This is a genomic window from Flavobacterium suzhouense, from assembly GCF_042684765.1.
GTDB lineage: Bacteria > Bacteroidota > Bacteroidia > Flavobacteriales > Flavobacteriaceae > Flavobacterium > Flavobacterium suzhouense.
The window spans coordinates 495,244-519,167 of record NZ_JBHUMD010000026.1 but is presented as its reverse complement, the minus strand read 5'-3'; the positions used below and the strand labels follow the sequence as shown (position 1 = coordinate 519,167).

The 23,924-nt window shown below is 35.1% G+C and carries 26 protein-coding genes and 1 other RNA gene; 14 read left to right on the top strand and 13 right to left on the bottom strand.

The annotated features are described in order from the left end of the window. Positions 1-32: 32 nt before the first annotated feature. The 6 genes from ACFSR3_RS13180 to ACFSR3_RS13155 all read left to right on the top strand — a co-directional run bounded on the left by ACFSR3_RS13180 (position 33) and on the right by ACFSR3_RS13155 (position 5,683). Positions 33-365, top strand: a complete 333-nt coding sequence (locus ACFSR3_RS13180) for a ribonuclease Z (RefSeq protein ID WP_379821564.1) — start codon at positions 33-35, stop codon at positions 363-365. Between the two features lie 57 nt (positions 366-422). Further along, entirely contained in the window at positions 423-1,331 is a 909-nt protein-coding gene (locus ACFSR3_RS13175; protein ID WP_379821561.1) for a ribonuclease Z, read from the top strand. Positions 1,332-1,414: 83 nt separating this feature from the next. Next, complete coding sequence (gene pdxH, locus ACFSR3_RS13170) at positions 1,415-2,059, top strand: pyridoxamine 5'-phosphate oxidase (protein ID WP_379821559.1); 645 nt, start codon at positions 1,415-1,417, stop codon at positions 2,057-2,059. A gap of 98 nt (positions 2,060-2,157) precedes the next feature. After that, entirely contained in the window at positions 2,158-2,679 is a 522-nt protein-coding gene (locus tag ACFSR3_RS13165; RefSeq protein ID WP_379821557.1) for a SixA phosphatase family protein, read from the top strand. Next, the gene (ppk1, locus tag ACFSR3_RS13160) at positions 2,645-4,756 is read left to right on the top strand and encodes a polyphosphate kinase 1 (protein ID WP_114756773.1); all 2,112 of its coding nucleotides are present in this window, start codon (positions 2,645-2,647) and stop codon (positions 4,754-4,756) included. Before ACFSR3_RS13165 ends, ppk1 begins: the two co-directional genes overlap by 35 nt. Before the next feature lie 36 nt (positions 4,757-4,792). After that, entirely contained in the window at positions 4,793-5,683 is an 891-nt protein-coding gene (locus tag ACFSR3_RS13155; RefSeq protein WP_379821555.1) for a Ppx/GppA phosphatase family protein, read from the top strand. A 21-nt stretch (positions 5,684-5,704) separates the two neighbouring features. Here the strand turns inward: ACFSR3_RS13155 and ACFSR3_RS13150 are convergent, their stop codons facing one another. The 3 genes from ACFSR3_RS13150 to ACFSR3_RS13140 form a co-directional block, all read right to left on the bottom strand. After that, positions 5,705-6,598, bottom strand: a complete 894-nt coding sequence (locus tag ACFSR3_RS13150) for a bestrophin family protein (RefSeq protein WP_379821554.1) — start codon at positions 6,596-6,598, stop codon at positions 5,705-5,707. 70 nt (positions 6,599-6,668) lie between these two features. Next, the gene (locus tag ACFSR3_RS13145) at positions 6,669-7,271 is read right to left on the bottom strand and encodes a hypothetical protein (protein ID WP_379821552.1); all 603 of its coding nucleotides are present in this window, start codon (positions 7,269-7,271) and stop codon (positions 6,669-6,671) included. Between the two features lie 3 nt (positions 7,272-7,274). After that, complete coding sequence (locus ACFSR3_RS13140) at positions 7,275-7,664, bottom strand: hypothetical protein (RefSeq protein WP_379821550.1); 390 nt, start codon at positions 7,662-7,664, stop codon at positions 7,275-7,277. Here ACFSR3_RS13140 and ACFSR3_RS13135 point away from each other — a divergent pair. Further along, positions 7,663-7,938 carry a hypothetical protein gene (locus ACFSR3_RS13135; RefSeq protein ID WP_379821549.1) on the top strand — a complete coding sequence of 92 codons (276 nt, stop codon included), beginning with the start codon at positions 7,663-7,665 and terminating at the stop codon, positions 7,936-7,938. The two genes, ACFSR3_RS13140 and ACFSR3_RS13135, sit on opposite strands and share 2 nt — an antisense overlap. Before the next feature lie 10 nt (positions 7,939-7,948). Here ACFSR3_RS13135 and dnaX read toward each other — a convergent pair whose 3' ends face one another. From dnaX to ACFSR3_RS13115, 4 genes are read right to left on the bottom strand one after another with little or no spacing between them, the layout of a single operon-like run. Beyond that, positions 7,949-9,034: a DNA polymerase III subunit gamma/tau gene (gene dnaX / locus ACFSR3_RS13130; RefSeq protein ID WP_379821547.1), complete on the bottom strand. Its 1,086-nt coding sequence runs from the start codon at positions 9,032-9,034 to the stop codon at positions 7,949-7,951. A 50-nt stretch (positions 9,035-9,084) separates the two neighbouring features. Continuing rightward, a complete protein-coding gene (locus tag ACFSR3_RS13125) occupies positions 9,085-10,329 on the bottom strand; it encodes a T9SS type A sorting domain-containing protein (RefSeq protein WP_379821545.1) in 1,245 nt (414 codons plus the stop codon). Between the two features lie 44 nt (positions 10,330-10,373). Beyond that, entirely contained in the window at positions 10,374-11,444 is a 1,071-nt protein-coding gene (locus tag ACFSR3_RS13120) for a DNA topoisomerase IB (protein ID WP_379821542.1), read from the bottom strand. Positions 11,445-11,452: 8 nt separating this feature from the next. Then, complete coding sequence (locus tag ACFSR3_RS13115) at positions 11,453-11,758, bottom strand: hypothetical protein (RefSeq protein WP_114756767.1); 306 nt, start codon at positions 11,756-11,758, stop codon at positions 11,453-11,455. 175 nt (positions 11,759-11,933) lie between these two features. Here ACFSR3_RS13115 and rnpB point away from each other — a divergent pair. Then, positions 11,934-12,256, top strand: an RNA gene (gene rnpB, locus ACFSR3_RS13110) — RNase P RNA component class A. 10 nt (positions 12,257-12,266) lie between these two features. Here rnpB and ACFSR3_RS13105 read toward each other — a convergent pair. From ACFSR3_RS13105 to ACFSR3_RS13095, 3 genes are read right to left on the bottom strand one after another with little or no spacing between them, the layout of a single operon-like run. Next, on the bottom strand, positions 12,267-12,812 hold the full coding sequence (locus tag ACFSR3_RS13105) for a DUF3575 domain-containing protein (protein WP_379821540.1): 546 nt from the start codon (positions 12,810-12,812) through the stop codon (positions 12,267-12,269). A 42-nt stretch (positions 12,813-12,854) separates the two neighbouring features. Next, positions 12,855-13,439 (bottom strand): 16S rRNA (guanine(966)-N(2))-methyltransferase RsmD, encoded by a 585-nt coding sequence (gene rsmD / locus ACFSR3_RS13100; RefSeq protein ID WP_379821538.1) that lies wholly within the window; start codon positions 13,437-13,439, stop codon positions 12,855-12,857. After that, on the bottom strand, positions 13,436-14,239 hold the full coding sequence (locus ACFSR3_RS13095; RefSeq protein WP_114756764.1) for a DUF3822 family protein: 804 nt from the start codon (positions 14,237-14,239) through the stop codon (positions 13,436-13,438). The genes rsmD and ACFSR3_RS13095 overlap by 4 nt, the downstream gene beginning before the upstream one ends. A gap of 109 nt (positions 14,240-14,348) precedes the next feature. Between ACFSR3_RS13095 and ACFSR3_RS13090 the strand changes: the two genes are divergently transcribed. Together ACFSR3_RS13090 and kdsB are read left to right on the top strand one after the other, a co-directional pair. After that, on the top strand, positions 14,349-15,770 hold the full coding sequence (locus ACFSR3_RS13090; RefSeq protein WP_379821536.1) for an ATP-dependent DNA helicase: 1,422 nt from the start codon (positions 14,349-14,351) through the stop codon (positions 15,768-15,770). 9 nt (positions 15,771-15,779) lie between these two features. Next, positions 15,780-16,505: a 3-deoxy-manno-octulosonate cytidylyltransferase gene (gene kdsB, locus ACFSR3_RS13085; RefSeq protein WP_379821535.1), complete on the top strand. Its 726-nt coding sequence runs from the start codon at positions 15,780-15,782 to the stop codon at positions 16,503-16,505. Between the two features lie 62 nt (positions 16,506-16,567). Here the strand turns inward: kdsB and ACFSR3_RS13080 are convergent, their stop codons facing one another. Beyond that, complete coding sequence (locus ACFSR3_RS13080; protein WP_379821532.1) at positions 16,568-17,230, bottom strand: spermidine synthase; 663 nt, start codon at positions 17,228-17,230, stop codon at positions 16,568-16,570. After that, positions 17,223-17,957: a phytanoyl-CoA dioxygenase family protein gene (locus ACFSR3_RS13075; protein ID WP_379821529.1), complete on the bottom strand. Its 735-nt coding sequence runs from the start codon at positions 17,955-17,957 to the stop codon at positions 17,223-17,225. The genes ACFSR3_RS13080 and ACFSR3_RS13075 overlap by 8 nt, the downstream gene beginning before the upstream one ends. Before the next feature lie 123 nt (positions 17,958-18,080). Between ACFSR3_RS13075 and ACFSR3_RS13070 the strand changes: the two genes are divergently transcribed. After that, complete coding sequence (locus ACFSR3_RS13070) at positions 18,081-18,572, top strand: 1-acyl-sn-glycerol-3-phosphate acyltransferase (RefSeq protein ID WP_379821527.1); 492 nt, start codon at positions 18,081-18,083, stop codon at positions 18,570-18,572. A 206-nt stretch (positions 18,573-18,778) separates the two neighbouring features. On the opposite strand, the gene ACFSR3_RS13065 is transcribed toward ACFSR3_RS13070, so the two are convergent. Further along, complete coding sequence (locus tag ACFSR3_RS13065) at positions 18,779-19,270, bottom strand: helix-turn-helix domain-containing protein (RefSeq protein ID WP_379821526.1); 492 nt, start codon at positions 19,268-19,270, stop codon at positions 18,779-18,781. Between the two features lie 266 nt (positions 19,271-19,536). Between ACFSR3_RS13065 and ACFSR3_RS13060 the strand changes: the two genes are divergently transcribed. From ACFSR3_RS13060 to ACFSR3_RS13050, 3 genes are all read left to right on the top strand, one after another. Further along, positions 19,537-20,694 (top strand): M14 family metallopeptidase, encoded by a 1,158-nt coding sequence (locus ACFSR3_RS13060; RefSeq protein ID WP_379821525.1) that lies wholly within the window; start codon positions 19,537-19,539, stop codon positions 20,692-20,694. An 88-nt stretch (positions 20,695-20,782) separates the two neighbouring features. Then, entirely contained in the window at positions 20,783-21,262 is a 480-nt protein-coding gene (locus ACFSR3_RS13055) for an Lrp/AsnC family transcriptional regulator (RefSeq protein ID WP_026300077.1), read from the top strand. 83 nt (positions 21,263-21,345) lie between these two features. After that, on the top strand, positions 21,346-23,922 hold the full coding sequence (locus tag ACFSR3_RS13050) for a phosphoenolpyruvate carboxylase (protein WP_379821524.1): 2,577 nt from the start codon (positions 21,346-21,348) through the stop codon (positions 23,920-23,922). Positions 23,923-23,924 lie beyond the last annotated feature (2 nt).

The window sequence follows — 23,924 nt, the reverse complement described above, 5'->3', positions numbered from 1 at the left end:
AAGAACCTAAGCTACTCAGTAACTCAAAAGAAATGAAAGTAGAAGAAAAAGGACATACAGTTATTATTAAAGATACTCAGGGAGATGTAAAAATCTTTCATGATAAAATAACTGCTGAATACAATAATTACAAGGAAAAAAATATTATCCTTGATATGAGTCAGGATAATGGAATAAGTCTGGATGTTTTGCTATCTTTCCTGCCTTTGTCCAACAAACACCGCAAAGCAAAGAAATCATTCGTTATGGTTGCTTCGGATATTGAGTATTCTGATGTTCCTGATGAAATGGTAGTTGTTCCTACTTTGCTGGAAGCTCACGACATAATTGAAATGGAAGAGATTGAAAGAGATCTCGGCTTTTAAAAACTACAGGTTTTAAGTGTTTGGGCAACTTAAAGCCTGAAACTTGAAATTAAAAAAATGAATTTAACTATACTTGGCTGTTATGCCGCTACACCACGTTCGCTTACTAATCCTACTTCTCAGGTATTGGAAATGAAGAACAGAATGTTTCTTATAGATTGTGGTGAGGGTACACAGGTGCAGTTGAGAAAAAACAAGATTAAATTCTCACGAATTAATCACATTTTCATATCTCATTTACATGGAGATCATTTTTATGGTCTTATAGGGCTCATATCTACCTTTTCCTTATTGGGAAGGCAGAATGACCTTCATGTATATGGACCTAAAGGTATAAAAGAGGTTATACTGCTTTTATTGAAAACGTCAGGTTCATGGACGAGTTACAATTTATATTTTCATGAACTTGATAGTAAAGAATCAGAAGTGATTTTTGAAGATGATAAGGTTATTGTGAGTACTATTCCTTTAAAGCACAGGGTTTATACTAATGGTTTTTTGTTTCAGGAAAAAACCGGAGACAGAAAGCTGAATCTTGATGCTGTGAATGAGTATGGTATTGAAACCTGTTATTATAATAAAGTGAAAAGTGGCAGTGATATGACTCTCGAAGACGGAAAGGTTATACCAAATGAATTGCTGACTTTTGATCCTTATCCACCAATGAGTTATGCATTCTGTTCTGATACTTTATATGATGAAACTATAGTATCCCTTATAAGAGATGTAGATGTGCTTTATCATGAAAGTACTTTTCTGGATATTGATGAGCAGTATTGTGAGAAAACAATGCATTCAACAGCGAAACAAGCTGCTGAGATTGCTGTTAAAGCAAATGCAAAGCACCTGATTTTGGGACATTATTCTACGAGATACGGTTCTATTGAGCCTTTTAAAGAAGAAGCACAGACTGTTTTTGAGAATGTACATTTAGCAGATGATAGTAAGGTGTTTGAGTTTAATTAGATTCCCGATTATTCGATTCTTAGAAGAAGATTATCCATAAATTTGTATTGCATAAAAATCAAAAAATCTAATCATCCAATAAAATGACTGATTTAGGTAACTATCGCCGCTCTTATGAAAAGAGCGAACTTTTAGAAGGTAATCTCCCTGAAGACCCGATTAATCTTTTCAAAAAATGGTTTATTGAGGTTGAGGAATTTGATGGGCCCGGAGAGGTGAATGCCATGACGGTTTCGACCTTTGGATTGGATGGATTCCCTAAAAGCCGTGTGGTGTTACTAAAGCAATATACCTACGAAGGTTTTATTTTCTTTACTAATTATGATTCTGAAAAAGGAAAAGCAATAGCTGCAAATCCTAATATCTGTCTTTCATTTTTTTGGGAAGGCATGGAACGTCAGGTTATCATAAAAGGAAAGGCTGAGAAAGTTTCTGAGAATATCTCTGACGGTTATTTTGAAAGCAGACCGGAGGGTAGCAGGCTGGGTGCTTTAGTATCCCCTCAAAGCCAGGTAATCCCTTCAAGAGAATTTTTAGAAGGCAATCTTAAAGATCTTGAACACGAATTTCAGGGAAAAGAAATACCGAGACCGCTACATTGGGGAGGCTATTTGGTTCGTCCTGTTGAAATGGAGTTTTGGCAGGGAAGGCCTAATAGATTACACGACCGAATCCGATACAGTTTGTTGCCTGATTACAGTTGGAAGACTGAAAGACTGGCACCATAAGAGACAGTGCTTAAAATTTAACAAAATTTATAGATAAAGGAGTAGTTATAATTCGGATATTTAATATATAGATACATAACTATTTAAACCTTGACTCTATGAAAAACTTGATTTTAATCCGCCATGCTAAGTCGAGCTGGGATACTCCTTTGGTGGATAAAGACCGGCCTCTTTCTAACAGAGGCATAAATGATGCACATCTTGTGGCATCTAAAGTTGAGGGATATCTTCCAAAAACATATATTGTATGGAGTAGTACGGCTAAACGTGCTAAAAACACAGCGTATATTTTTGCAGAGAACCTTTCCATACCTTTAGATACAATTATTTTTAAGGATGATCTTTATACTTTTGATTCCAGAGCTCTGGAAAAAGTAATTAAAACCTGCAATAATCAATTTGATAACTTAATTCTTTTTGGACATAACGACGCTATTACTAATTTTGTTAATACCTTTGGGAACCTTGCTGTAGATAATGTACCTACTGCTGGTTTTGTTTCCCTTTCCTTTCAGGAAAACGACTGGAAGGATATACAAAAGGGAACAATAAAAAAAGTATTATTTCCAAGAGAATTAAAAAAGCATGATTCACCACTCACCGGTAAACCGATACATTGACAGAGAAAAAAGTTGGCTTGCATTTAACGCTAGAGTACTGCAAGAGGCAGGAGATGATAAAGTTCCATTGCTTGACAGGCTCAGGTTTTTAGGTATATTTTCTAATAATTTCGATGAATTTTTCAGGGTGCGTTATGCAGCCATAAGAAGGTTAAGCCTTACCGGACAAACAGGTGAAAAGATATTGGGTGGTATTTCTGCTCAAAAACTGCTTACAGAAATTACCGATATTGTTATTGAACAACAATCGGAAAGCTTACGTATTCTCAGCGTTATTGAAAAAGAGCTTGAGAAGGAAAACATTTTTATGGTAAGCGAAACACAACTTACCAAAGAGCAGGAAATATTTGTAAAAGATTTCTTCATCCAGAAAGTTAGTCCGGAGTTGGTAACCATCATTCTTAATGATCTTGATGAGTTTCCTCTTCTGAAAGATACTTCAGGTTATCTTGCAGTTAAACTCGTAATGAAGCCGAAGCCTATTGAAGGACTTGAAATTCCTATAAGTGAAATAAGATATGCTGTTATAGAGATCCCTAAAACTATAAACAGGTTCGTTATACTGCCTTCAAATAACGAAAAACAGTATATCATTATGCTTGATGATGTTATACGTTACAACTTACACAGTATTTTTAATATATTCAAGTATGAGAGTATCTCGGCTCACATGATTAAAATTACCCGAGACGCCCAGCTTGAAATTGATAGCGATCAGAGTAAAAGTCTTATGGAAAAGATTTCCACGAGCGTAAAAGACAGAAGGATTGGTGAGCCTGTGCGTTTTGTGTATGATCAGGCAATTGGACAGGATACCCTTGATTTCTTCCTTACACGAATGGAAATTGATTCTTCTGATAGTATTATTCCGGGAGGAAGATATCATAACAGGCGTGATTATATGGATTTTCCTAACATGGGGAGGCAGGATCTGCTTTATCAGCAAAATGTACCTTTACCTGTGCCGGGTTTGAGTCTTGAGGGAAGCATACTGCATAGAATTAGACAAAAGGATTATCTTTTAAATGCACCATATCAATCATATGCCTATGTGATTAAGTTCTTAAGAGAGGCGGCGCTGGATCCGAAAGTTACATCAATAAGTATTACTTTATACCGACTTGCCAAGAATTCGCAAATTATAAGTTCGCTTGTTAATGCAGCAAAAAATGGTAAAAAAGTAACTGTTCAGATTGAGCTTCAGGCGCGTTTTGATGAGGCAAGTAATATATCGTATGCTGAGCAGATGCAAACAGAAGGCATTAATCTGATATTTGGTGTTAAAGGTTTAAAAGTACACAGTAAGATATGCGTTGTAGAACGCATGGAAAACAATAAGATTAAACGTTACGGTTTTATATCTACCGGTAACTTTAATGAATCTACAGCTAAAGTTTATACTGATGTGACCTTGTTTACAAGTCATCAGCATATACTTAGAGAGGTTCAGCGTATTTTCGAATTTTTTGAGGTTAACTATCGAGTGCACAGATATAAGCATCTGTTCGTGTCGCCACATTACACCAGGACTAAATTCTATAAGCTTATAGACAGGGAAATATTAAACGCTATTGCAGGTAAGGAAGCCTATATTAAATTGAAAATGAATAGCCTTACTGACTATAAGATGATTGATAAGCTTTATGAAGCAAGTAGGGAAGGCGTTAAAATACAGTTGATAATAAGAGGTATTTGTTGTCTTATACCGGGCATTCCGGGCATGAGTGAAAATATCGAAGCGATAAGCATTGTAGATAATTATCTCGAACATACCAGATGCTATATTTTTGCCAATTGTGGTGATCCTGAAGTGTTTATTTCATCAGCAGATTTCATGACGCGAAATCTTGATGCTAGGGTAGAAGTAACTTGTCCAATTTATGATGAAGATATTAAGGCTGAGCTAATTGATACTTTCAATATAGGATGGAAAGCTAATGTTAAAGCAAGGCTACATTCAGAAAATCTGGAAAATAAATATAGGAAACGACCTGATGAAAAGCCTTTCCGGGCTCAGCTTGAAACCTATAATTATTACAGGAATAAGATGGATGTGATTTACGAACATATTAAATAAAAAAGCTTCCGCACTGCGTTAGTTAGGATTAAAGGAATGATTACTATAAAAAAATATGCTGCTATAGATATTGGCTCAAATGCCATGAGGCTACTTATTTCCAATATTGTAGAGCAGGAAGGTGCAGCGCCGCAATTTAATAAAAGCTCATTAGTAAGGGTGCCTATACGTTTGGGGCAGGATGCTTTTACAGTTGGTGAGATTACTGATGAGAATATAGAGCGTATGGTTGATGCTATGAAAGCCTATAAGCTCCTTATGAAAGTTCATAAAGTTGAGAAATACATGGCCTGTGCAACATCTGCAATGCGTGAAGCTTATAATGGTAAGGAAGTAGCTGATTTAATAGAAGCAGAATCAGGTATCAAGATTGATATTATTGACGGAAAAAAAGAGGCAGCTATTATTGCTAATACTGACTTGCATCATTTGGTTAAAACGGATCAAACATATTTGTATGTTGATGTAGGTGGTGGTAGTACTGAATTTTCATTGTTTGCCAACGGTAAGATCGTAGCATCAAAATCATTCAAGAACGGTACTGTTCGCCTGTTGAACAATATGGTAAATGACGTGGTCTGGCTTGAAATTGAGAAATGGATTAAAACGGTATGTGAACCTTATGAAACCATAACCCTTATCGGTTCGGGAGGAAATATTAATAAACTGTTCAAGATGTCAGGTAAACAACAGGAAAAACCACTTTCTTATTTCTATGTAAATAGTCAGTATCAATTCCTTAATGGTTTAAGCTACGAACAACGTATTGCTGAATTGGCACTGAATCCTGACCGTGCTGACGTTATCATTTATGCTGTACGCATTTATCTTAATGCTATGAAATGGAGTGGTGCGCGTAATATCTATGTTCCTAAGATAGGTCTTTCTGACGGTATCGTTAAGGCAATGTATTATGGGACGATATAAGATATAAAGTAAGTTATATAACTACATTATATAGAACTCATCTTTCGTTATTGGATCAGGTACATCATCTTCGTGAAGTAGTTGTCTGATATTAATCTCTATATTTCGTGCTATAGCAGTAACAGAAATGTCACTTGGTCTGTTCCTAAAAGGATCCTGTAAATAATAAGCAGTTTTTTCAAGCATAAAGAATACTAAAGACAGAAGCATTAGTAAAGGGAGTTCATATAATAATGTAACTCCTTTTAATGCTATAGAAAGTATGATTACGAACAGGTAAATCGTAAAATGAAGGAACATCCTGTACGTTGTAGGAAATACGGTTGAGTTTATTCTTTCTGCAGCTCCCATACTATCTGAAAAGCGTACACAGGTATTATTCAGCTGAATATGCTCGAAATCACTTAACTTATTTTCATTTCTGATAGTACGAATATCTTCTACATTAAGTTGAAGGATTGCAAGAGTTTTATTTTTATGTGTATTTACCCTGTTTATCTCTTGTTCTGATAAAAATTCTTCGCAATTTTCCAATGCATTAAGTCCACGTAACGACCGTCCAAGACAATAGCACCAGGCAATTTGACGGTAACCGATTCTTTTAATGGTTTCTCGATCGTTATCTTTCACGAATGCCTGAAGCTGTAGCACAAGACTACGGGAGTCGTTTACGATGGCACCCCATATTTTACGTGCTTCCCACCAACGGTCATACGACTGACTCATTTTGAAAGACAATAATACTGAAATAGCGGTACCTAAAAATGTTGCTATTGTAAGTGGCATTTCCGGAAGATAGTCGTATATATGCTCAGTTATAAAATGAATACCTAAGGTAAGTATAAACACTATAAGCATTTCATATTTAACAAGGTTGAAAAGATATCGTATAGGTACACGTTTGTCTACAAGCATATAATAGTATTTTGGGTATACTATAAAGTTAGCGAAATGTTCAGTTAACTTTTATATGCTTAATAAAATTTTACCAGTCTGATTTTGCTATTTGTGGTATTACATCCTGACGATGCTCTCCCATTTGTTTGTAAAACCTGCCATCAGGTTTAATAATTATGTAATTGCAGTAATCACCATAAGGAAAGAGCATTTTTCTTATCTCATCATTTTTGTCTTCAAAAACAAACTTTTTAGGATATTTAAACCCTATTTCTGTTATATAAAATTGAGCGAATTGTTCTTTCCCTTTAAAAAAGTTTCTATATGATTTTTGAGAAGTGTAAAAATCTATACAACGTTTTTGATTTGGAATATCCTTCAGGAATGAAAAATTTATAACAATTGTTTGATTTTTATTTACAGTAATACCTGTTACTTGTTTTAAGACTTTTAAGAGATGTCTTTTTTGTATCGTATCAATTCTGCCATAAGATTCCCTATAGATAAGCCTAATGTTTACAGAATCTTTAGTTTCATAATCAGTCCAGGTGTATTTCCCTGTTTTTGATTGATCATGAAATTTGTTTTGCGTTATTGTTTCTCCCTTCTCATTAAGAAAGTAACTGTGTTTCTTTTGATTTTGGCTAAAAGATTTAAAGCTTAACAGTAGTAAGAGTATTAATAATCTCATATGTTAAATATCAAGGTCAAACATTTTTCTAAGTGTTTCAACTGCTGGGTTTATTGATTTTAGCTTCTCGAACTTTTCAAGTGGGGTAAAAGCATGTTTAGAAGAAGTAACTTCATTTACATGCACTTCAATAGTAATGTCATGGTTATGAAGTTTGCCACGTAAATAACCCAAAAGTTCGTGCTTACCGCTGTCAAAGTCTACCTTAGAGCCTTCATTAGGTAATTCGAGTCTTATGGTGGTTCCATCGAGTACAGGGTCATTCATCTGCATATACGTAGATAAAATCTTTTGTCCCGAATCGCTTAATCGTTGAGCAAATTTGTTCCATTGCAAACGCATATCCGTCTCGTTAAACGCTTCACGAGGCAAATCGTCAGTGTTCCTGACCATGTTTCTTTGGCTCTCCTGTAATTCTTTTTTTTGCTTAAGACCGGATAATGAAAAAGCAGATACTTTAGGAGTACCATCATCAGTAATTTTTGGTACAGGAGGCTTAACTATCTCGGGTGCTTCAACTTCCAGCTTAGCAGCCGGCAGGGGAGTTATAGGTGCAGGACTGATCTCTGTTGTTACATCTACAGACTCAACTCTAACACTATCAGTTTGTACAATGGTTTCCTGTACCGATACTTTAACAAGTGCCGGAGCATTATCTTTAAAATAATGAGGAGGAATTATAAATTGGTCAGCTTTTTTTTTTCTCCATCAAATGTGATGGAGGCAAGCTGCATTAGGCAAAGCTCAACAAGTAATCTTTGATTTTGACTTGCTTTGTATTTAAGATCACAATCATTAGCAATATCGATAGCCTTAAACAGAAAATCTTGAGAAGCTTTCTGAGATTGTTCTTTGTAAAGGTTTTGAGCAACTTCTCCTGCCTCAAGGAGGATAAGGGTTGCAGGATTCTGGCAAACCATTAAATCACGGAAATGTGAGGCTAAACCGGCTACAAAGTGATGACCATCAAAACCTTTTGCCAATATTTCATTATAAGTCAGCAATAATTCAGGAATTCGATTTTCGAGAATCAGATCAGTTACCTTTATATAGTACTCATAATCCAGTACGTTTAGGTTTTCGGTTACAGCCTGGCGTGTAAGATTTGTACCGCAATAGCTTACTACCCTGTCAAAAATAGAAAGGGCATCACGCATCGCGCCGTCAGCTTTTTGAGCAATGATATGGAGTGCATCATCTTCAAAAGTTATACCCTGGCTACGGGCAACTTCTGCCAGATGTTCTTTGGCATCCTTTACTGTTATTCTTTTAAAATCAAATATCTGACAACGGGATAGAATCGTTGGTATGATTTTATGTTTTTCGGTAGTTGCCAGGATAAATATCGCATGCCTTGGTGGCTCTTCAAGTGTTTTTAGAAACGCATTGAAAGCTGCCTGTGAAAGCATGTGAACCTCATCGATAATGTATACTTTATATTTTCCTGTCTGAGGTGGTATACGAACCTGATCAATTAGATTTCGGATGTCATCTACAGAGTTGTTTGAAGCGGCATCAAGTTCAAAAACATTAAAAGCGAAGTCTTCATACGGATCATCGTACCCTTCCTGATTAATCTTTCTGGCAAGTATGCGTGCACAAGTAGTCTTTCCAACACCACGCGGACCGGTAAATAATAAAGCCTGTGCAAGGTGATTGCTGTCTATGGCATTAAGCAGCGTATTAGTAATAGCCTGTTGCCCAACAACATCCTTAAAGGTTTGCGGGCGGTATTTACGGGCTGATACTATAAACTGTTCCATAGGCTGTAAAGAGTTACAAATATAAAATTTTTAAAGTGGGAACACTACTATTATAGCTTAATAATTTTTTCTTTTTTGCCATTTATTTCAGCGAAATATATTCCACCGGCTAAGTGGCTCAAATCTATTTTTATAGCATTTTCGTTTGCTTTATAAATTCCGGTTTCATGTCCGAGAGTGTCATAAAGTACCACTTCCATTTTATCGGAATTTTGTGTTTCTATAAATAGAAAATCACTGATTGGATTAGGAAATAGTTGAACCGAAAACTCGTATGATGGGATGCTCATAACACTTTCGCAATATTCAATTCTCGGATTAAGATCATCTGAACATTTGAATTCGTAATTACTTTGATCAATTACTGCCTGAGGGTTTTCAAATTGCTGTAAGTTTGCCATGCCATCCGGCATAGTAAGTTGTGCAGCACTTCCATTTCCTAAAGCCATGTCTTTACCTGTTATATTTCCATTGAAAGTATAATCACTTATCGCATCAATAAAACGATAATATGCATAGTAATCCAAAGCGTCAAATGCAGCGGATGTATTAGGCATATTATGAATCGCTGAATAGGTATAGCCATTTACTGTGGAAGATGGTACTAAAAGAAAATCTTTTTCTTCTGTAGAAACACTTATATGATTAAAAATGTCGATAGCCATTCTATGGTCATTAGTGGTATCATCATTGAATACTTCTACAAGTACTTTTGTATTTTCAGGGAAATCGTTAAGATCGTCAGGAGTTAAATTATAGGCATACCATTGAGCCAAAGCATAAATAAACCTTCCGTTTTCACCCCAGCCATCAACAGTAAAACATTCATGTGCAATACCAAAAGATGCGGCGCCTCCAAAAGAATGGCCTAAAAATCCAACTTTTTGAGTATTTAAAATATCCGGATATAATTGAACAGCTTTACGGAAACCTGCAATTAGCTGACCGTAACGTTCTTCCACTGTAACATCTGTTGTGGTAGGATAGGGAACAAATACTACTGCATATCCTTTTTTTGCTATAAATTCGAGTACGCCAATAATATTATCGGGATCGGTTCCACCATAGGCATGGCTATAAAAAATAGTTGGTACAGGTGTACTTATATCTTGCGGATGGTAAATTTTTATAGGATGTCCCGGGAAGTTTAGATTTACTATAGAAATCACATCTACTGTGTGAACACCATCTGAACCATATCCTGATGTGGGCTTTGGGAAATTTGGATCGTTATATTGTGCATGAAGAATATCAGCTGCAAGTACAATAAGTAAAGAAACCAGTAATTTTTTCATTGTTTTTTGGAGTAAGAAATTACAGTAAAAATATGAAAAAAGGTTTATGCTAGTACCTCAGCGATGTCTTCGTGTGTAAGAAGTTTTAATAATGCTTTTTCCTGTGAGTTAAATTCATCATTTTTACTATCAGGTTTGTAATTCCATATTGAACCTTTTTCATAAGATGCAATGACAGTAGGGTGAACATAATATTTTTTACAAACGGTACGTGTATTGCCTAGTTTTTCAGCGACTGAATCCAATACGGCTACAATTTTTCGTTTACAATCGGTTTCCGTTGTAAATTTACCTACTTCATGAAAGGCGCATAGTGCATTCAGGCTGCCTGCCCAGGCTCTGAAATCTTTAGCTGTAAAATCTTCACCTGTTATATTCTTTATGTAATTATTTACATCTGCCGAACCAATAGTATGCCTATGGTTGTTAGCGTCATAATATTGAAATAATTCCTGGCCAGGAATGTCCTTGCATTTTTTTACAAGATTTGCCATTTTACGGCTCTGCAGTTTTATTTTGTGTTTAATACCTTTTTTACCAATGAATTCGAACCACACCGTGGCACCATCAAATTTTACATGTTTATCCCTTAATGTGGTAAGGCCAAATGAACCATATAGTTTTTTATACGCATCATTGCCTATACGTATATTAGTCATTTCGATAAGACGTACAACCAAAGCAATTACTTTTTCATAGGGAAGTCCATTACGGTTTAAGTCTTTATCAACTTGCTCACGTATTTTAGGTAAAGCATTAGCAAATCTTCTTAATCTAAAAAATTTAGACTGATTACGAATTTTATTCCAGTTGGGGTGATACCTGTATTGCTTTCTGCCTTTTGCGTCTGTTCCTGTAACCTGAAGGTGCCCGTTGTCGAAAGGTGATATCCAAACATGTTCCCATGCAGGAGGAATAACAAGTTTTTTTATCCTGTCAAGGATATCTATGTCTTTTATGGTTTGGCCAGTTTCATTTATATAGCTAAAGCCATTACCTTTTCTTTTTCTGTAGTATCCTATTTCAGAGTTTAAAGAATAGCGAAGACCAACAGCTTTTGCTGTTATTATAGGGTCTTTTCCTATTTTTTCAAGTTTTTTCTGAAGCCTGTTCATGGCTGTTTCTATTGTTCAGATCTTCCTTTGATAGACATATCCAGCAATATTTTTGCAGCTCCGTTCTCAGTATATGCTCCTGGACTTGCAACAAATACTCCTTTTTCACCACTTTTAGCTTTTATTCCATAAACAGTAGCCTCATCTCCTGGATCACTTTCACCTTCGTAACGATAGATGTGTTGTATTTCAAAATCATCGCTATGTTTTTTTATACGATCTTCTTCAAGGTTAAAATCGGTAGTATAACCTTTATCGTTTAATTCCTGTAATGCCTTTGATACCGTGGCATAATGATACATTTGCTGGTCCATAATGTTGTTATTTAAGTTAGTTTGTTTTATCAACTTAAAATTACTGCTTTAGCTTTTTTACCCCAGCCAATGAAATGTTAAACATTTTCTCGCATTCTGAATACTACGTTAAAACTTAATCTTGTATTATAAATCAAGTAATTTTTGAAGTACGAATGAAAATACTACTTTTGCAGCCGCAGGCCGTCTTATCGCTGCCCGCTCAGGCGGGGAGAGGAAAGTCCGGACACCATAGGGCAGCATAGCGGGTAATTCCCGTCACTCCGTTTCGGCGGGGGAGGACAAGTGCAGCAGAAAGTATGTACAGGTAATGCTGTAGTGAAACCAGGTAAACTCTATGCGGTGAAATGCCATGTATACCGGCAATTAAGGGCGGCTCGTCCGATGCCGGGGGGTAGGCAGATTGATCTCTCTCAGTAATGAAGAGACTAGATAAATGATAAGAAACCCCGCTTTAGGGCGGGGTTACAGAATCCGGCTTATAGGCCTGCTATTTTTTATTTTTTTGTTACAACTTGTAACAAAACATTATTCCTCCACGGTAAGGAAGCCATTCACCACTTTTGTTATAACCGGAATGCTCATAACGTTCTCCGGTCGAAAGGAGTCTTCCTTCATAATGAGATTGTTGGTTTCCACCACCTATAAACATGTCAATCATCCATTTGTCGCTGACTTTGAACTGATAACCTAAAGTAACTCCCCAAAAAACAGCTTCCCCTGTTTGATAAGCATCTGTATTCCAGTAATTCCATTTTTGGAGTTCATACTTTGAGCCCCCCATATGTCCTCCTACATAAACACCTTTATAGTTTTCAGAAAAATGATAACGGAGTTCAGCAAAAACCATTACAGTTTTAAACGGTGCACCATTTAAAGACTCCCAGTATGAACCTAAAACATCGCCCTGAAAAGTAAATTTTTTCCCCAGACTTGTCTCAACACCAATTTGAGGAGCACCAAGTAAAGTTGTAGGAGCGTTAAATTTAAAATAAGTTTGAGCTTGCGATAAAGTAACTACCAGTAAAACAACCAGTAAAAATATTTTTTTCATTAAATAGAAAAATAATTTATTAGCAAAATTTTTGCAGGAAAATTAAGCATTATCCTCATCATCGCCAACGATATCGTCTTCTATTTCTTCATCAAATTCAAAAAATGAAAATACAGAGCCTCCATAATTTTTCTGGAAAGAAAAATTCATCATATGATTGAGTTTAGTGTATTTTGAATGTTCAATAATCATCATACCATCCTGCTGTAACAATTCGTTATCCAGAACAAGAGTAACGATTTCTTCAAACAATGCCTGATCCATATCATAAGGAGGATCGGCAAAAATAATATCATAAGAAGATTTACATACCTTTAGGAACTTTATTACATCGCTTTTTACAGCTGTAATATCAAATTCAAATTCTGCACTAGTTTGTTTTATAAATTTTACGCAACCAAAATCGCCATCTACAGATGTAACGTCGGTCGCTCCTCTTGAAGCAAACTCATAGCTAATATTACCGGTGCCTGAAAAAAGATCAAGAACTTTTAGTCCGTCAAAATCAAAATGGTTATTAAGAATATTGAATAACGATTCTTTAGACATATCTGTCGTGGGACGTACCGGAAGGTTTTTTGGGGCGGTTATCCTTCTGCCTTTATATTTTCCTGAAATGATCCTCATGAGTTAAATAGTATAAAGTGTTGTAGTGATTCTTCTTTGTTTCTGTTCCATTTTTGTTGTAATGGCTGCGTATTGAATAAAGCCAAATGTCTTATATACGTATAAGCAATAGAATAGTTGGCATCATTTTCTTCTACTTTACCCAATAAAGCTACTTTAGCTGTTTCCGGATTTAAGAATAATTGCTCCATTGTAAACAATAAGAAATAAAGGAAATCTTCGGGTGTTTTATATTCAAAAGAATTATAAAGCAATAGCTTTTGATTACGTACAACAACTATTTCAAAATGATTTTCCTGAAAGTGAACAAATATCAGTTTGTCATCAATGTTTTTTGATGCGTCCAGTAATTTTGAAACCAGGACACTGTTGGCATTTTTATATTCAAACGCACCAAACTGATCTATTAAAAAGTTGTTTACATTCATCATGGGAACATAAACATTATGTAATTCATAGCTATCCAAATCATCTACAGCAAAAAAATCGGTGTCAAAAACCTTTGTATTATATTGCAGATAGCTGCCGGGGTAATTTGGGTCAAATATTGCAGCCGGCACGAATGTATTAAAGTTATTACTGTGTAGTACAACTATCTCATCATACTCATTGGTAAGTATAGGATTATTTACAAATACTTTCCATAGTTCTTCTTCAAGGGGTGAGTATTTAGAAAATGTCTCTGATATGCAATGCGTTACCACCCTGTTAAGCGTGTCAAAACAACAAAATGATATTCCATGTGCTGACACTAGTAGTGACAGCTTTTTGTAATTCTTGGAAGTTATGGTGTTGTTCATTGTTTAAGGAGGTTTCAGTGCAAATTTACATTCTTTTTTGGTTTAGGACAGGTTACTCGTTAATTTCATGTTATCTTTGGGCTAATAAATATAATCCTTTCTTTTTTTAATGAATTCCGCTTCTTTTTATAAACTTCTGCGCCAGCGATTTCCGTTTGAACCAACAATAAAACAGGATATTTTTCTGCAGAAAGCGGCCGAATTTGTTACTAACAACAATAATGAAGAAATTTTTGTACTAAAAGGATATGCAGGTACAGGTAAGACTACTATAATTTCAACTATAGTAAATCATTTGGCTGAAGCCAGTAAAAAATATGTCCTGCTTGCACCTACAGGCCGTGCTGCAAAAGTAATTGCCAATTATTCCAATAAACCGGCTTTTACCATACATAAACGAATTTATTTTCCAAAAAAGGGTAGTGGTGGAGCAGTCGGTTTTACAATGCAGCCCAATAAGTTTACCAATACTATTTTTATTGTTGACGAGGCTTCCATGATTTCAGATACTATGCAGGAAACCAAAATGTATGAGAATGGTTCATTGCTCGATGATCTTATGTCTTATGTATACTCCGGTAAGAATTGTAAGTTATTATTAATTGGAGATACTGCGCAGTTGCCACCTGTGAATTCAGACATTAGTCCGGCACTCGATATTGATACACTTTCTATACATTATTTTAAGGATGTTCAATATATTGAACTCGATGAAGTAATGCGTCAGGAAGAAAATTCGGGAATTCTTTATAATGCTACAGAACTTCGTGAAGTACTTAAATCGGCTTTTGCCGATACTTTTCAGTTTAAGCTACGTGGATTTAAAGATATAATACGACTTGTAGATGGCTATGATATTCAGGATGCCATTAATTATGCCTACAGTAATTACAGTATAGAAGATACAGCGTTTATAGTACGTTCCAATAAAAGGGCTAACCAATACAATCAGCAGATTCGTTCCCGTATTTTGTCCCGTGAGAGTGAACTTTCTACAGGAGATTTCCTGATGGTAGTGAAGAATAACTATTTTTGGCTTGACGAAAAGAGTGAAGCAGGTTTTATTGCCAACGGTGATATTATTGAAATACTGGAAATATTCAGGATTGAGGAGTTGTACGGATTCAAATTTGCCAGGGTAAAGATCAGAATGGTGGATTATCCTAACCAAATTCCGATCGAAACCTATTTGTTACTTGATACTATTGAAACGGAAGCAGCTTCCTTGTCTTATGAAGATTCGAATCGCCTGTATCAGGAAGTGATGAAAGATTATGAGGGAGAGCCCCAATATAAAAAGTTCATGAAGGTGAAGAATAATCCGCACTTTAATGCTTTACAGGTTAAGTTCTCTTATGCAATTACCTGTCATAAATCGCAGGGAGGGCAGTGGAATACTGTTTTTATAGAACAGCCATATTTGCCTGAAGGCATTACGACAGATTACATCCGTTGGCTGTATACCGCAGTTACAAGGGCGAAGGATAAATTATATCTTATTGGATTTAAAGACGATTATTTTGAAGAATAAATATACTATATGAAAATCATAGCTGTTATACCTGCACGATATGCCTCAACCCGTTTTCCTGCTAAACTGATGCAGGACCTTGGCGGAAAAACCGTAATTACAAGAACCTATCAGGCGGCGCTGGGTACAGGACTGTTTGATGATGTGTTTGTTGTTACTGATTCTGATATTATTTATCAGGAAATAGTATCCAATGGAGGAAAAGCCATAATGAGCATCAAAGAGCACGAAAGCGGAAGCGACCGTATTGCAGAAGCTGTTGAAAATCTTGATGTTGACATCGTTGTTAACGTTCAGGGAGATGAGCCTTTTATCAATAAAGAGCCATTGGCCGATGTACTCGAGGTTTTTAAGGGCGACACGGCTCATGAGATTGACCTGGCGTCGGTAATGATGCATATAACCGATTGGGATGATATTGAAAATCCTAACAACGTGAAGGTTATTGTCGACCAGAAAAAATTCGCATTGTATTTCTCACGTTCTGTAATCCCATATCCCAGGGATAAGGAAGCAGGTGTGAGGTATTATAAGCATATTGGTATTTATGCTTTTAGAAAACACGCTCTGATGGATTTTTACAATCTGCCAATGCAAACACTTGAAGCTTCAGAAAAACTGGAACAGCTTCGCTACCTTGAATATGGTAAGAAAATAAAAATGGTTGAAACCAGTCATGTCGGTATCGGTATTGATACTCCTGAGGATTTAGAAAAGGCAAAAAGGATGCTTTAATCAGTTTTCAGTCTCAGTCGCACAGTATTCAACAGCGACTGAGGCTGAAAACAGAATGTGGATTACCCTAATTTCTTTATCGTAAACAACTCATTATGTGTCTCTACTTTTGGGTACATTCTCACAGAATATTTACTACTGAAACGAGAGCGATAGGTTAAATTCCTGTCGAAATCTTTTTGCGTTAGTGTCATGGTATTAAATAATATAAATCCATTTACATTAAGTAGAAAATTAATTCTGTCTATAAAGAATTCTTCAAACAAAAAGTTGGGCATCTGGGTATCCTGAAAGATATCAATAATTATGAGATCATATTTTTCTTTTGTCTTTAAAACAAATTCAAAGGCATCATCAATAACGATTTCCAGATTTTCTATTTTATCAAGACCAAAGTACTTGTTAGCGATTTCAATTGCTGCAGGATCGATCTCAACTCCGGTAATTTTGCCATGGAATTTTATTTCCTCAGCAAGGGTTTTTATTACACTCCCTCCGGCCACACCGAGTACAATTATATTGTTAAACCCTCTTATTCTTTCAAATCCTATATAGTCAAGGCCTTTACGTAAAATACGCTGAAGGCTGCCGTAGGAATAGTTAGTGTTTTTTGAGTCCAGAACCAACTGCCCATTATTATAGGTAACTTCAAGTTTTTGGCTAATGGCTGAATTCTTTTTATAAATATTTACAGGAATGAAATAGCTGAGCAGCTTTTTAAACATGGAGTTCTATATTAGAGAAATTAATTCTTTCTGACCATTTTATATTTTCAGGCAATTCTATGTTGCTGAATTCTATATGTATTACCCTCCTCCTCAAATCATTTACAGTTCTGCCGGAACTGTGTAGAAGAAGAGGCTTCATAAGCATTATTCCTCCTTTTGACACACTGCAGCTAACTTCTGTTTCTGTATTCCAATCAATGGTTTCAGGCCTGTATATCTTTTTTTTATGTGACTCAGGAATAACCTTTAGCGCACCATTTTCTTCATTGGTATCATCAAGATGAATTCGTATTGTAAAGATGTTTTCAAGAATATCTATCGGAGGCTGAACTGCAAACTGATTTTGTTTGACTGTCCAAGGACCAAAGCCTTCTATATCAGTTTTATTGTCTACTGAAATTGTAAGATCTTGATGATAAGCAACAAACCAATTGGAATCTCCTGGTTTGTCGAAATAAATTGATTTAACTGAAAAATAGTTTTTTCCCAGTGTATTTATAATTGCAGTAAGCTTATCGTTAAAGATTATAGGTAATGTATCCGGTACTTCTTTTAAAAATTGCCTGATGGCAAACAGATTTGTTGATTTTCTAAAAGTATCCGAAGTGGTATCTGCGTTGTTAATTATATTTAATAGATTGTTTATTTCGTTACTACTATATATAGAATCAATTACCTGAAATCCATCTTTTTCAAACTGATTTAGCTTCTCTTGTAAGGTCATATTGCTTAGTTCGTTTGTATTTGTAAATATATGTTATTTTTACTGCTGTGTTTTTAGAAGATTATGAAAAAAATATATCAATTTATCTTTTTTAAGTTACTGGGTTGGCATATAAAAGGTTGGATGAATCCGGAAATTAAAAAATGCGTTATTATAGTTGCTCCTCATACAAGCTGGATTGATTTTGCTGTTGGGGTATTTTCAAGGGGAAGCATAGATCAGGAGATGCATTTTGTTGCTAAAAAAGAGTTATTTAAGTTTCCCTTCGGGGCTTATTTTAAATGGATGGGAGGCGCGCCACTCGACAGGCAGAAAAATGAGAATAAAGTAGATGCTATAGCGGCCATTTTTAAGGAGCGTGAAATATTCAGGCTGGCAATCGCGCCAGAGGGAACCAGGAAAAAAGTAACAGAATGGAAAACGGGTTTCTATTATATTGCTCTGAAAGCTGATGTGCCTGTTGTAGCGGTAGCTTTTGACTATAGCAGGAAAGAAGTTAAAATTGCAGCACCATATTACCTGACAGGGGATAAAGAAGAAGATTTTAAGGTCTTAGAGTCTAATTATAAAGGTGTGTTAGGATATGTACCACAGAATAGCTATAAAAATGATTAAGAATAGTTTAACTAACTATTTAATTTATTTAACATCAACTAGTTGTATCTTTACAGTAAGAGAATAAGGAAAATAACTTATTGCCAATAAAGTATATATTGAATATCATTTCCCCGGGAAGAGGGGATTATCGAATTAAAGATAATTTGTGTTTGTTTTATTGGTTAATGGCCCCGGTCAGCTTTTTATAAAGCTATCGGGGTTTTTTAATTTTCAGGGTTATAGTTTTTAAAAGTTCCATTTTTATAAAACACTACTATTCTTTCTATTGCACTGGAATCTGTCGGTCTTATTGTTTCTGTTTGTTTTTGAGATGAAGAAGAAAACAAGTCGGGTTCTGTTTTGTTTTCTTTGACCGGAACTTCTTCAGAAGAAAATAAATCAAATGCTCCCTGATTATTAGTTTCAAAAAGAGAAGTAGCGGGTGAAATAGGTACAGGCCCTTCAGGTTTTGTATCTTTTGTTTCTTCATTTTTTGGAAAATCGCCGTCGCCATTCATTAGCCAATAGAAATCAACTTCAGGAAAATTCTCAATTATTTTCATCACAAAATCTAAGCTTGGTTTATTTCGACCGGACATAAGATGGGAGAGTCCTGAACGTTGTACACCCATTTTATCTGCAAATACAGAAGCTGAAAGATTATAATAATCCAGTATTATTTCAAGTCGTTTTATAAAGTCATCGGTGTTTACCATTGTAACTTATTTTAAAAAGATTGTGATATTACAAATGTAAACAATTCAAATCACTTACAAGCAATCAATAAATTAAATGAAATACTTACATTAAAAGTTTAGATTAATTTACTTAAATAATTGATATAAAATATTTTAATATACAGTTTTATGTAATACATGTTTAACAAGTGTGTAAATTGTTAAAATCATTCACAATTGTAAACAATAACGAGTTTACAATTGTAAAGTTTAAGATATTTACTTTTGTAATCAAATAAAACATAATGGATTTACTGCAATTACACAGGCAATTTAAAGAAGAGCGATTATCAGGTCGTTATATTACAAATACACACATACAGCCAATTCTTGAAGAACTAAAAGAAATTTTTGAATTAGATGTTTTAGGGTATTCAGTATTGGGCGAACCTATATACAGTATCAAGGCAGGTAGCGGAAAAACTAAATTGTATATGTGGTCTCAGATGCATGGCAATGAATCGACAACCACTAAAGCTATTTTTGATTTCCTCAATCTTGTTAAAGGAGATTCTGGTTTGGCTAAAGAGCTTAAAAATACTTTTACCTTCTTGATTATTCCAATACTCAACCCTGATGGTGCGCGACTTTATACAAGAGCTAATGCAGTTGATGTAGATCTTAATAGAGATTCATTGAATCTTACCCAGCCCGAAAGCAAGATACTGCGTCAGACTTTTGAGTCTTTTAAACCTGATTATTGTTATAATATGCATGATCAGCGTACCATATTTGGGGTTGGAGATACGCCGCTGCCTGCTACAGTCTCTTTTTTAGCTCCTTCTTATAATGATGAGCGTGATATAAATGAATGCCGACAAAAAGCTATAAATGTTATTGCAGCAATGAATGAAACATTGCAACAATATATTCCCGGGCAGGTAGGTAGATTTGATGATTCATTCAATATCAACTGTATAGGTGATATGTTTCAGTCATTAGGAACTCCTACGGTGCTATTTGAAGCAGGTCATTATCAAAATGACTATGAAAGAGAAGAATCTCGTAAATATATCTTTTTTGCATTATTATCAGGATTTAATGCTATTTACGAAAACGTTATAGTTGTTAACAAAAAAACAGAATATTTCAATATTCCTCAAAATAAGATTATTTTTTATGACATCATCTACAAAAATGTTAAGATAAATTATGAAAATAAAGAAAAAATAACGAATTTTGCATCACAATATAAGGAAGTTCTATTTGAGAATTCTGTAATTTTTCAAGCTATAATTAGCGAAATAGGTAATTTGGATGGTTTTAGGGGTCACGAAGAATTTGACGTTTTAGACGAAGAATTTTCAGATTCAGAGCTTAATAAAATGCCAATTATTGGAAATAAAGCGGATTTTACAGTTGGTAAGACAAGAAAATTTGTTAACGGACTGGAAATAAAGTAGAAAAAATCCTTATAAATGAATTTTTTAATAACAGGTTTTAAAAATTAGAATAAGAGAAACCAATTTTAACCTTTAAAAAGACACATTTATGAGCAAATTTCGTTTAGATGAAGTTGACCATCAGATTCTGGATATGCTGATTGACAACACAAGGGTTCCGTTTACTGATATTGCAAAAAAACTATTAATCTCTGCCGGAACTGTCCATGTAAGGGTTAAGAAAATGGAAGATGCAGGTATTATCATGGGGTCATCGCTAACTCTTGATTATGAGAAGTTAGGTTATTCATTCATTGCGTATGTTGGTGTATTCCTTCATAATACTTCACAAACTAAATTCGTACTTGAAAGAATCAATGAGATACCTTTTGTTACTGTAGCTCATGTTACTACAGGTAAGTTCAATATCTTCTGTAAGATTAGAGCTAAAGACACTAAACACGCTAAAGAAGTAATCTTCATGATTGATGATATTGAAGGTGTTTACAGAACTGAAACTATGATATCTCTTGAAGAGAGCATCAATGATAAGAAAAGACTTATGCATACAATATTTAAAGATCTGTAAGGATTTTTATCAAAATTTTAAACCCTCATGTTTTACTACATGGGGGTTTTTTATTAAATTGAACTACCAAAAAACATTTATATATGTATCCTTCTACATTGCTGGAGCGCTTTAATGAGCAAGTACAGCTCAAATATCAGATATTCAATAGTATATTCATGACTTTACCTTTTCAGGCTATAGATAATACCGGTAGTTTACTTCCGTTGTTTTCGGAAATGTGTGATGACGGTTTTAAGAATGAGCAAAGCCCTGAGCAGATTTTTAATGAGTTTGCCGAAAAGTATATGCCGGGCACAACTGAAAAGGAAAGGATAGGTATGATGTTCCGTTTTATTCAGTATGTTGAGCGTCAAATCGTATTATTCGACGCGATTGAGGATGCAGCTTTTACAAAAATGAATAATCTTGAAGGAAGTGGTTCATTGCGTTATAGCAGGGAAAAAGCCGAAAGTCAGGGGTTAATGCATGAATTACGTGATTTTCTGGATGATTTTCAGGTAAGAGCAGTCCTTACAGCTCATCCAACTCAATTCTATCCCGGATCAGTGCTTGGTATTATTACCGATCTGACTTTAGCAATAAAGAATAACAATCTTCCTGAGATAAAAGACTTGTTGTCACAATTAGGAAAGACTCCTTTTATTAAAAAAGAGAAACCAACACCATACGATGAAGCAGTTAGCCTTATCTGGTATCTTGAGAATGTGTTTTATCACGCTGCGGGCGAAATGTCATCGTTTGTACAACAATCCGTTTATCGTGAGGGAGCATTAAGGCATCCGGTATTATCTTTTGGATTCTGGCCGGGTGGTGACCGTGATGGTAACCCTTTTGTTACTACTGAGATTACACTTAAGGTTGCTGATAGATTAAGGACATCTATTCTTAAATGTTATTATGGTGATATTCGAAAATTAAAACGAAAACTGACTTTTCCCGGGGTTGAAGCAATGATTACAGATATGGAATTGAAGCTATACCGATCAGTATTTTATTCTGAAGGGGAATTGTATATAACTCTGGAGGAACTGAAACTTGCTCTTAATGAGGTTAGGGATTTAGTGGTTAATGAACATCAGGCGCTTTATGCTGATGAAATTGATGGGCTTATTAATAAGGTTAATCTTTTTGGATTTCATTTTGCATCTCTGGATATTCGTCAGAATAGCAGAATTCATGATGCAGTATTTAGTGATGTAATAAATTATTTGGTAAAAGAAAATACTGAAGCTTCAGATTATAAGAGTCTGGACGAGAAAGCTAAGATCGAATTATTAGGTAAGCTGAAAGGAAAAATTGAGCCTTCATTTTTTGAAAATGAGGATACGATAAAAACACTTGAATCTATTCTGGCTATAAAAAACATACAAGAAAACAATGGTCCTCAGGGAACCAACAGATATATCATAAGTAATAATGAGAGTGCGCTTAATGTTTTGGAGCTTTTAACGCTATTTAGGCTTGTAGGTTTTGAAAATCCGCCGGTTGATATCGTTCCGCTTTTTGAAACTGTAGATGATCTTAAAGATGCGGATGCTGTAATGAAACTTCTTTATGAAAATGAAGTTTATGCAAAACACCTGAAAAACAGGGCAAATAAACAAACTATAATGTTAGGATTCTCTGATGGTACTAAAGATGGCGGCTACTTAATGGCTAACTGGAGTATTTACAGAGCAAAAGAGAACCTGACGGCAATGGCACGCGAGCATGATGTTAAAGTTGTTTTCTTTGATGGCAGAGGAGGACCACCGGCAAGAGGAGGAGGTAAAACTCATAAATATTATGCTTCACAGGGAGCGACTATTGAAAATAATGAGATTCAAATAACTATTCAGGGGCAAACCATTAGTTCTAATTTTGGTACACTTGATACTTGTCGTTTCAATCTTGAAAATTTATTAAGTGCTGGTATAACTAATGGCGTATTTAATAAAGAGAAAAAACAATTTACCCAAGAGCAGCGTGAATTGATTGATCATTTATCGCTGTTGGGATATGAGAAGTATACTGATTTTAAAAACCACCCTAAATTTTTATCATATCTGGATCAGATGAGTACCCTAAATTATTATGCGAAAACCAACATAGGGAGTCGACCTTCAAAAAGAAGTAAATCAGCTACTTTGGATTTCTCTGAATTGAGGGCAATTCCATTTGTTGGATCATGGAGTCAGCTAAAACAAAATGTACCCGGTTTTTATGGAGTAGGATATGCCTTGGGACAGTATGAGAAAAATGGGCAATGGGAAAAAGTACAGCAATTGTATAGCGACTCTTTGTTTTTCAGGACACTTTTGGAAAACAGTATGATGTCGTTGTCAAAATCTTTCTTCCCTCTTACAGCTTATATGAAAGAGGATCCTGAGTTTGGTGAATTCTGGCAAATCATTTACGATGAGTTTTTAGAAACAAAACGTCTGTTATTAAAAATATCAGGATACGATGAGTTGATGGATAATTATCCGGATGGCAAAGCATCCATAAAACTCAGAGAACATATTGTATTACCTTTGCTAACCATACAGCAGTATGCCTTAAATAAAATTAGAGGTATTAAAAAGAACAATGCTGATGATACTTTGCTTGAGATTTACGAAAAAATAGTAACACGTTCCTTATTTGGGAACATAAATGCCAGCAGGAATTCTGCGTAACA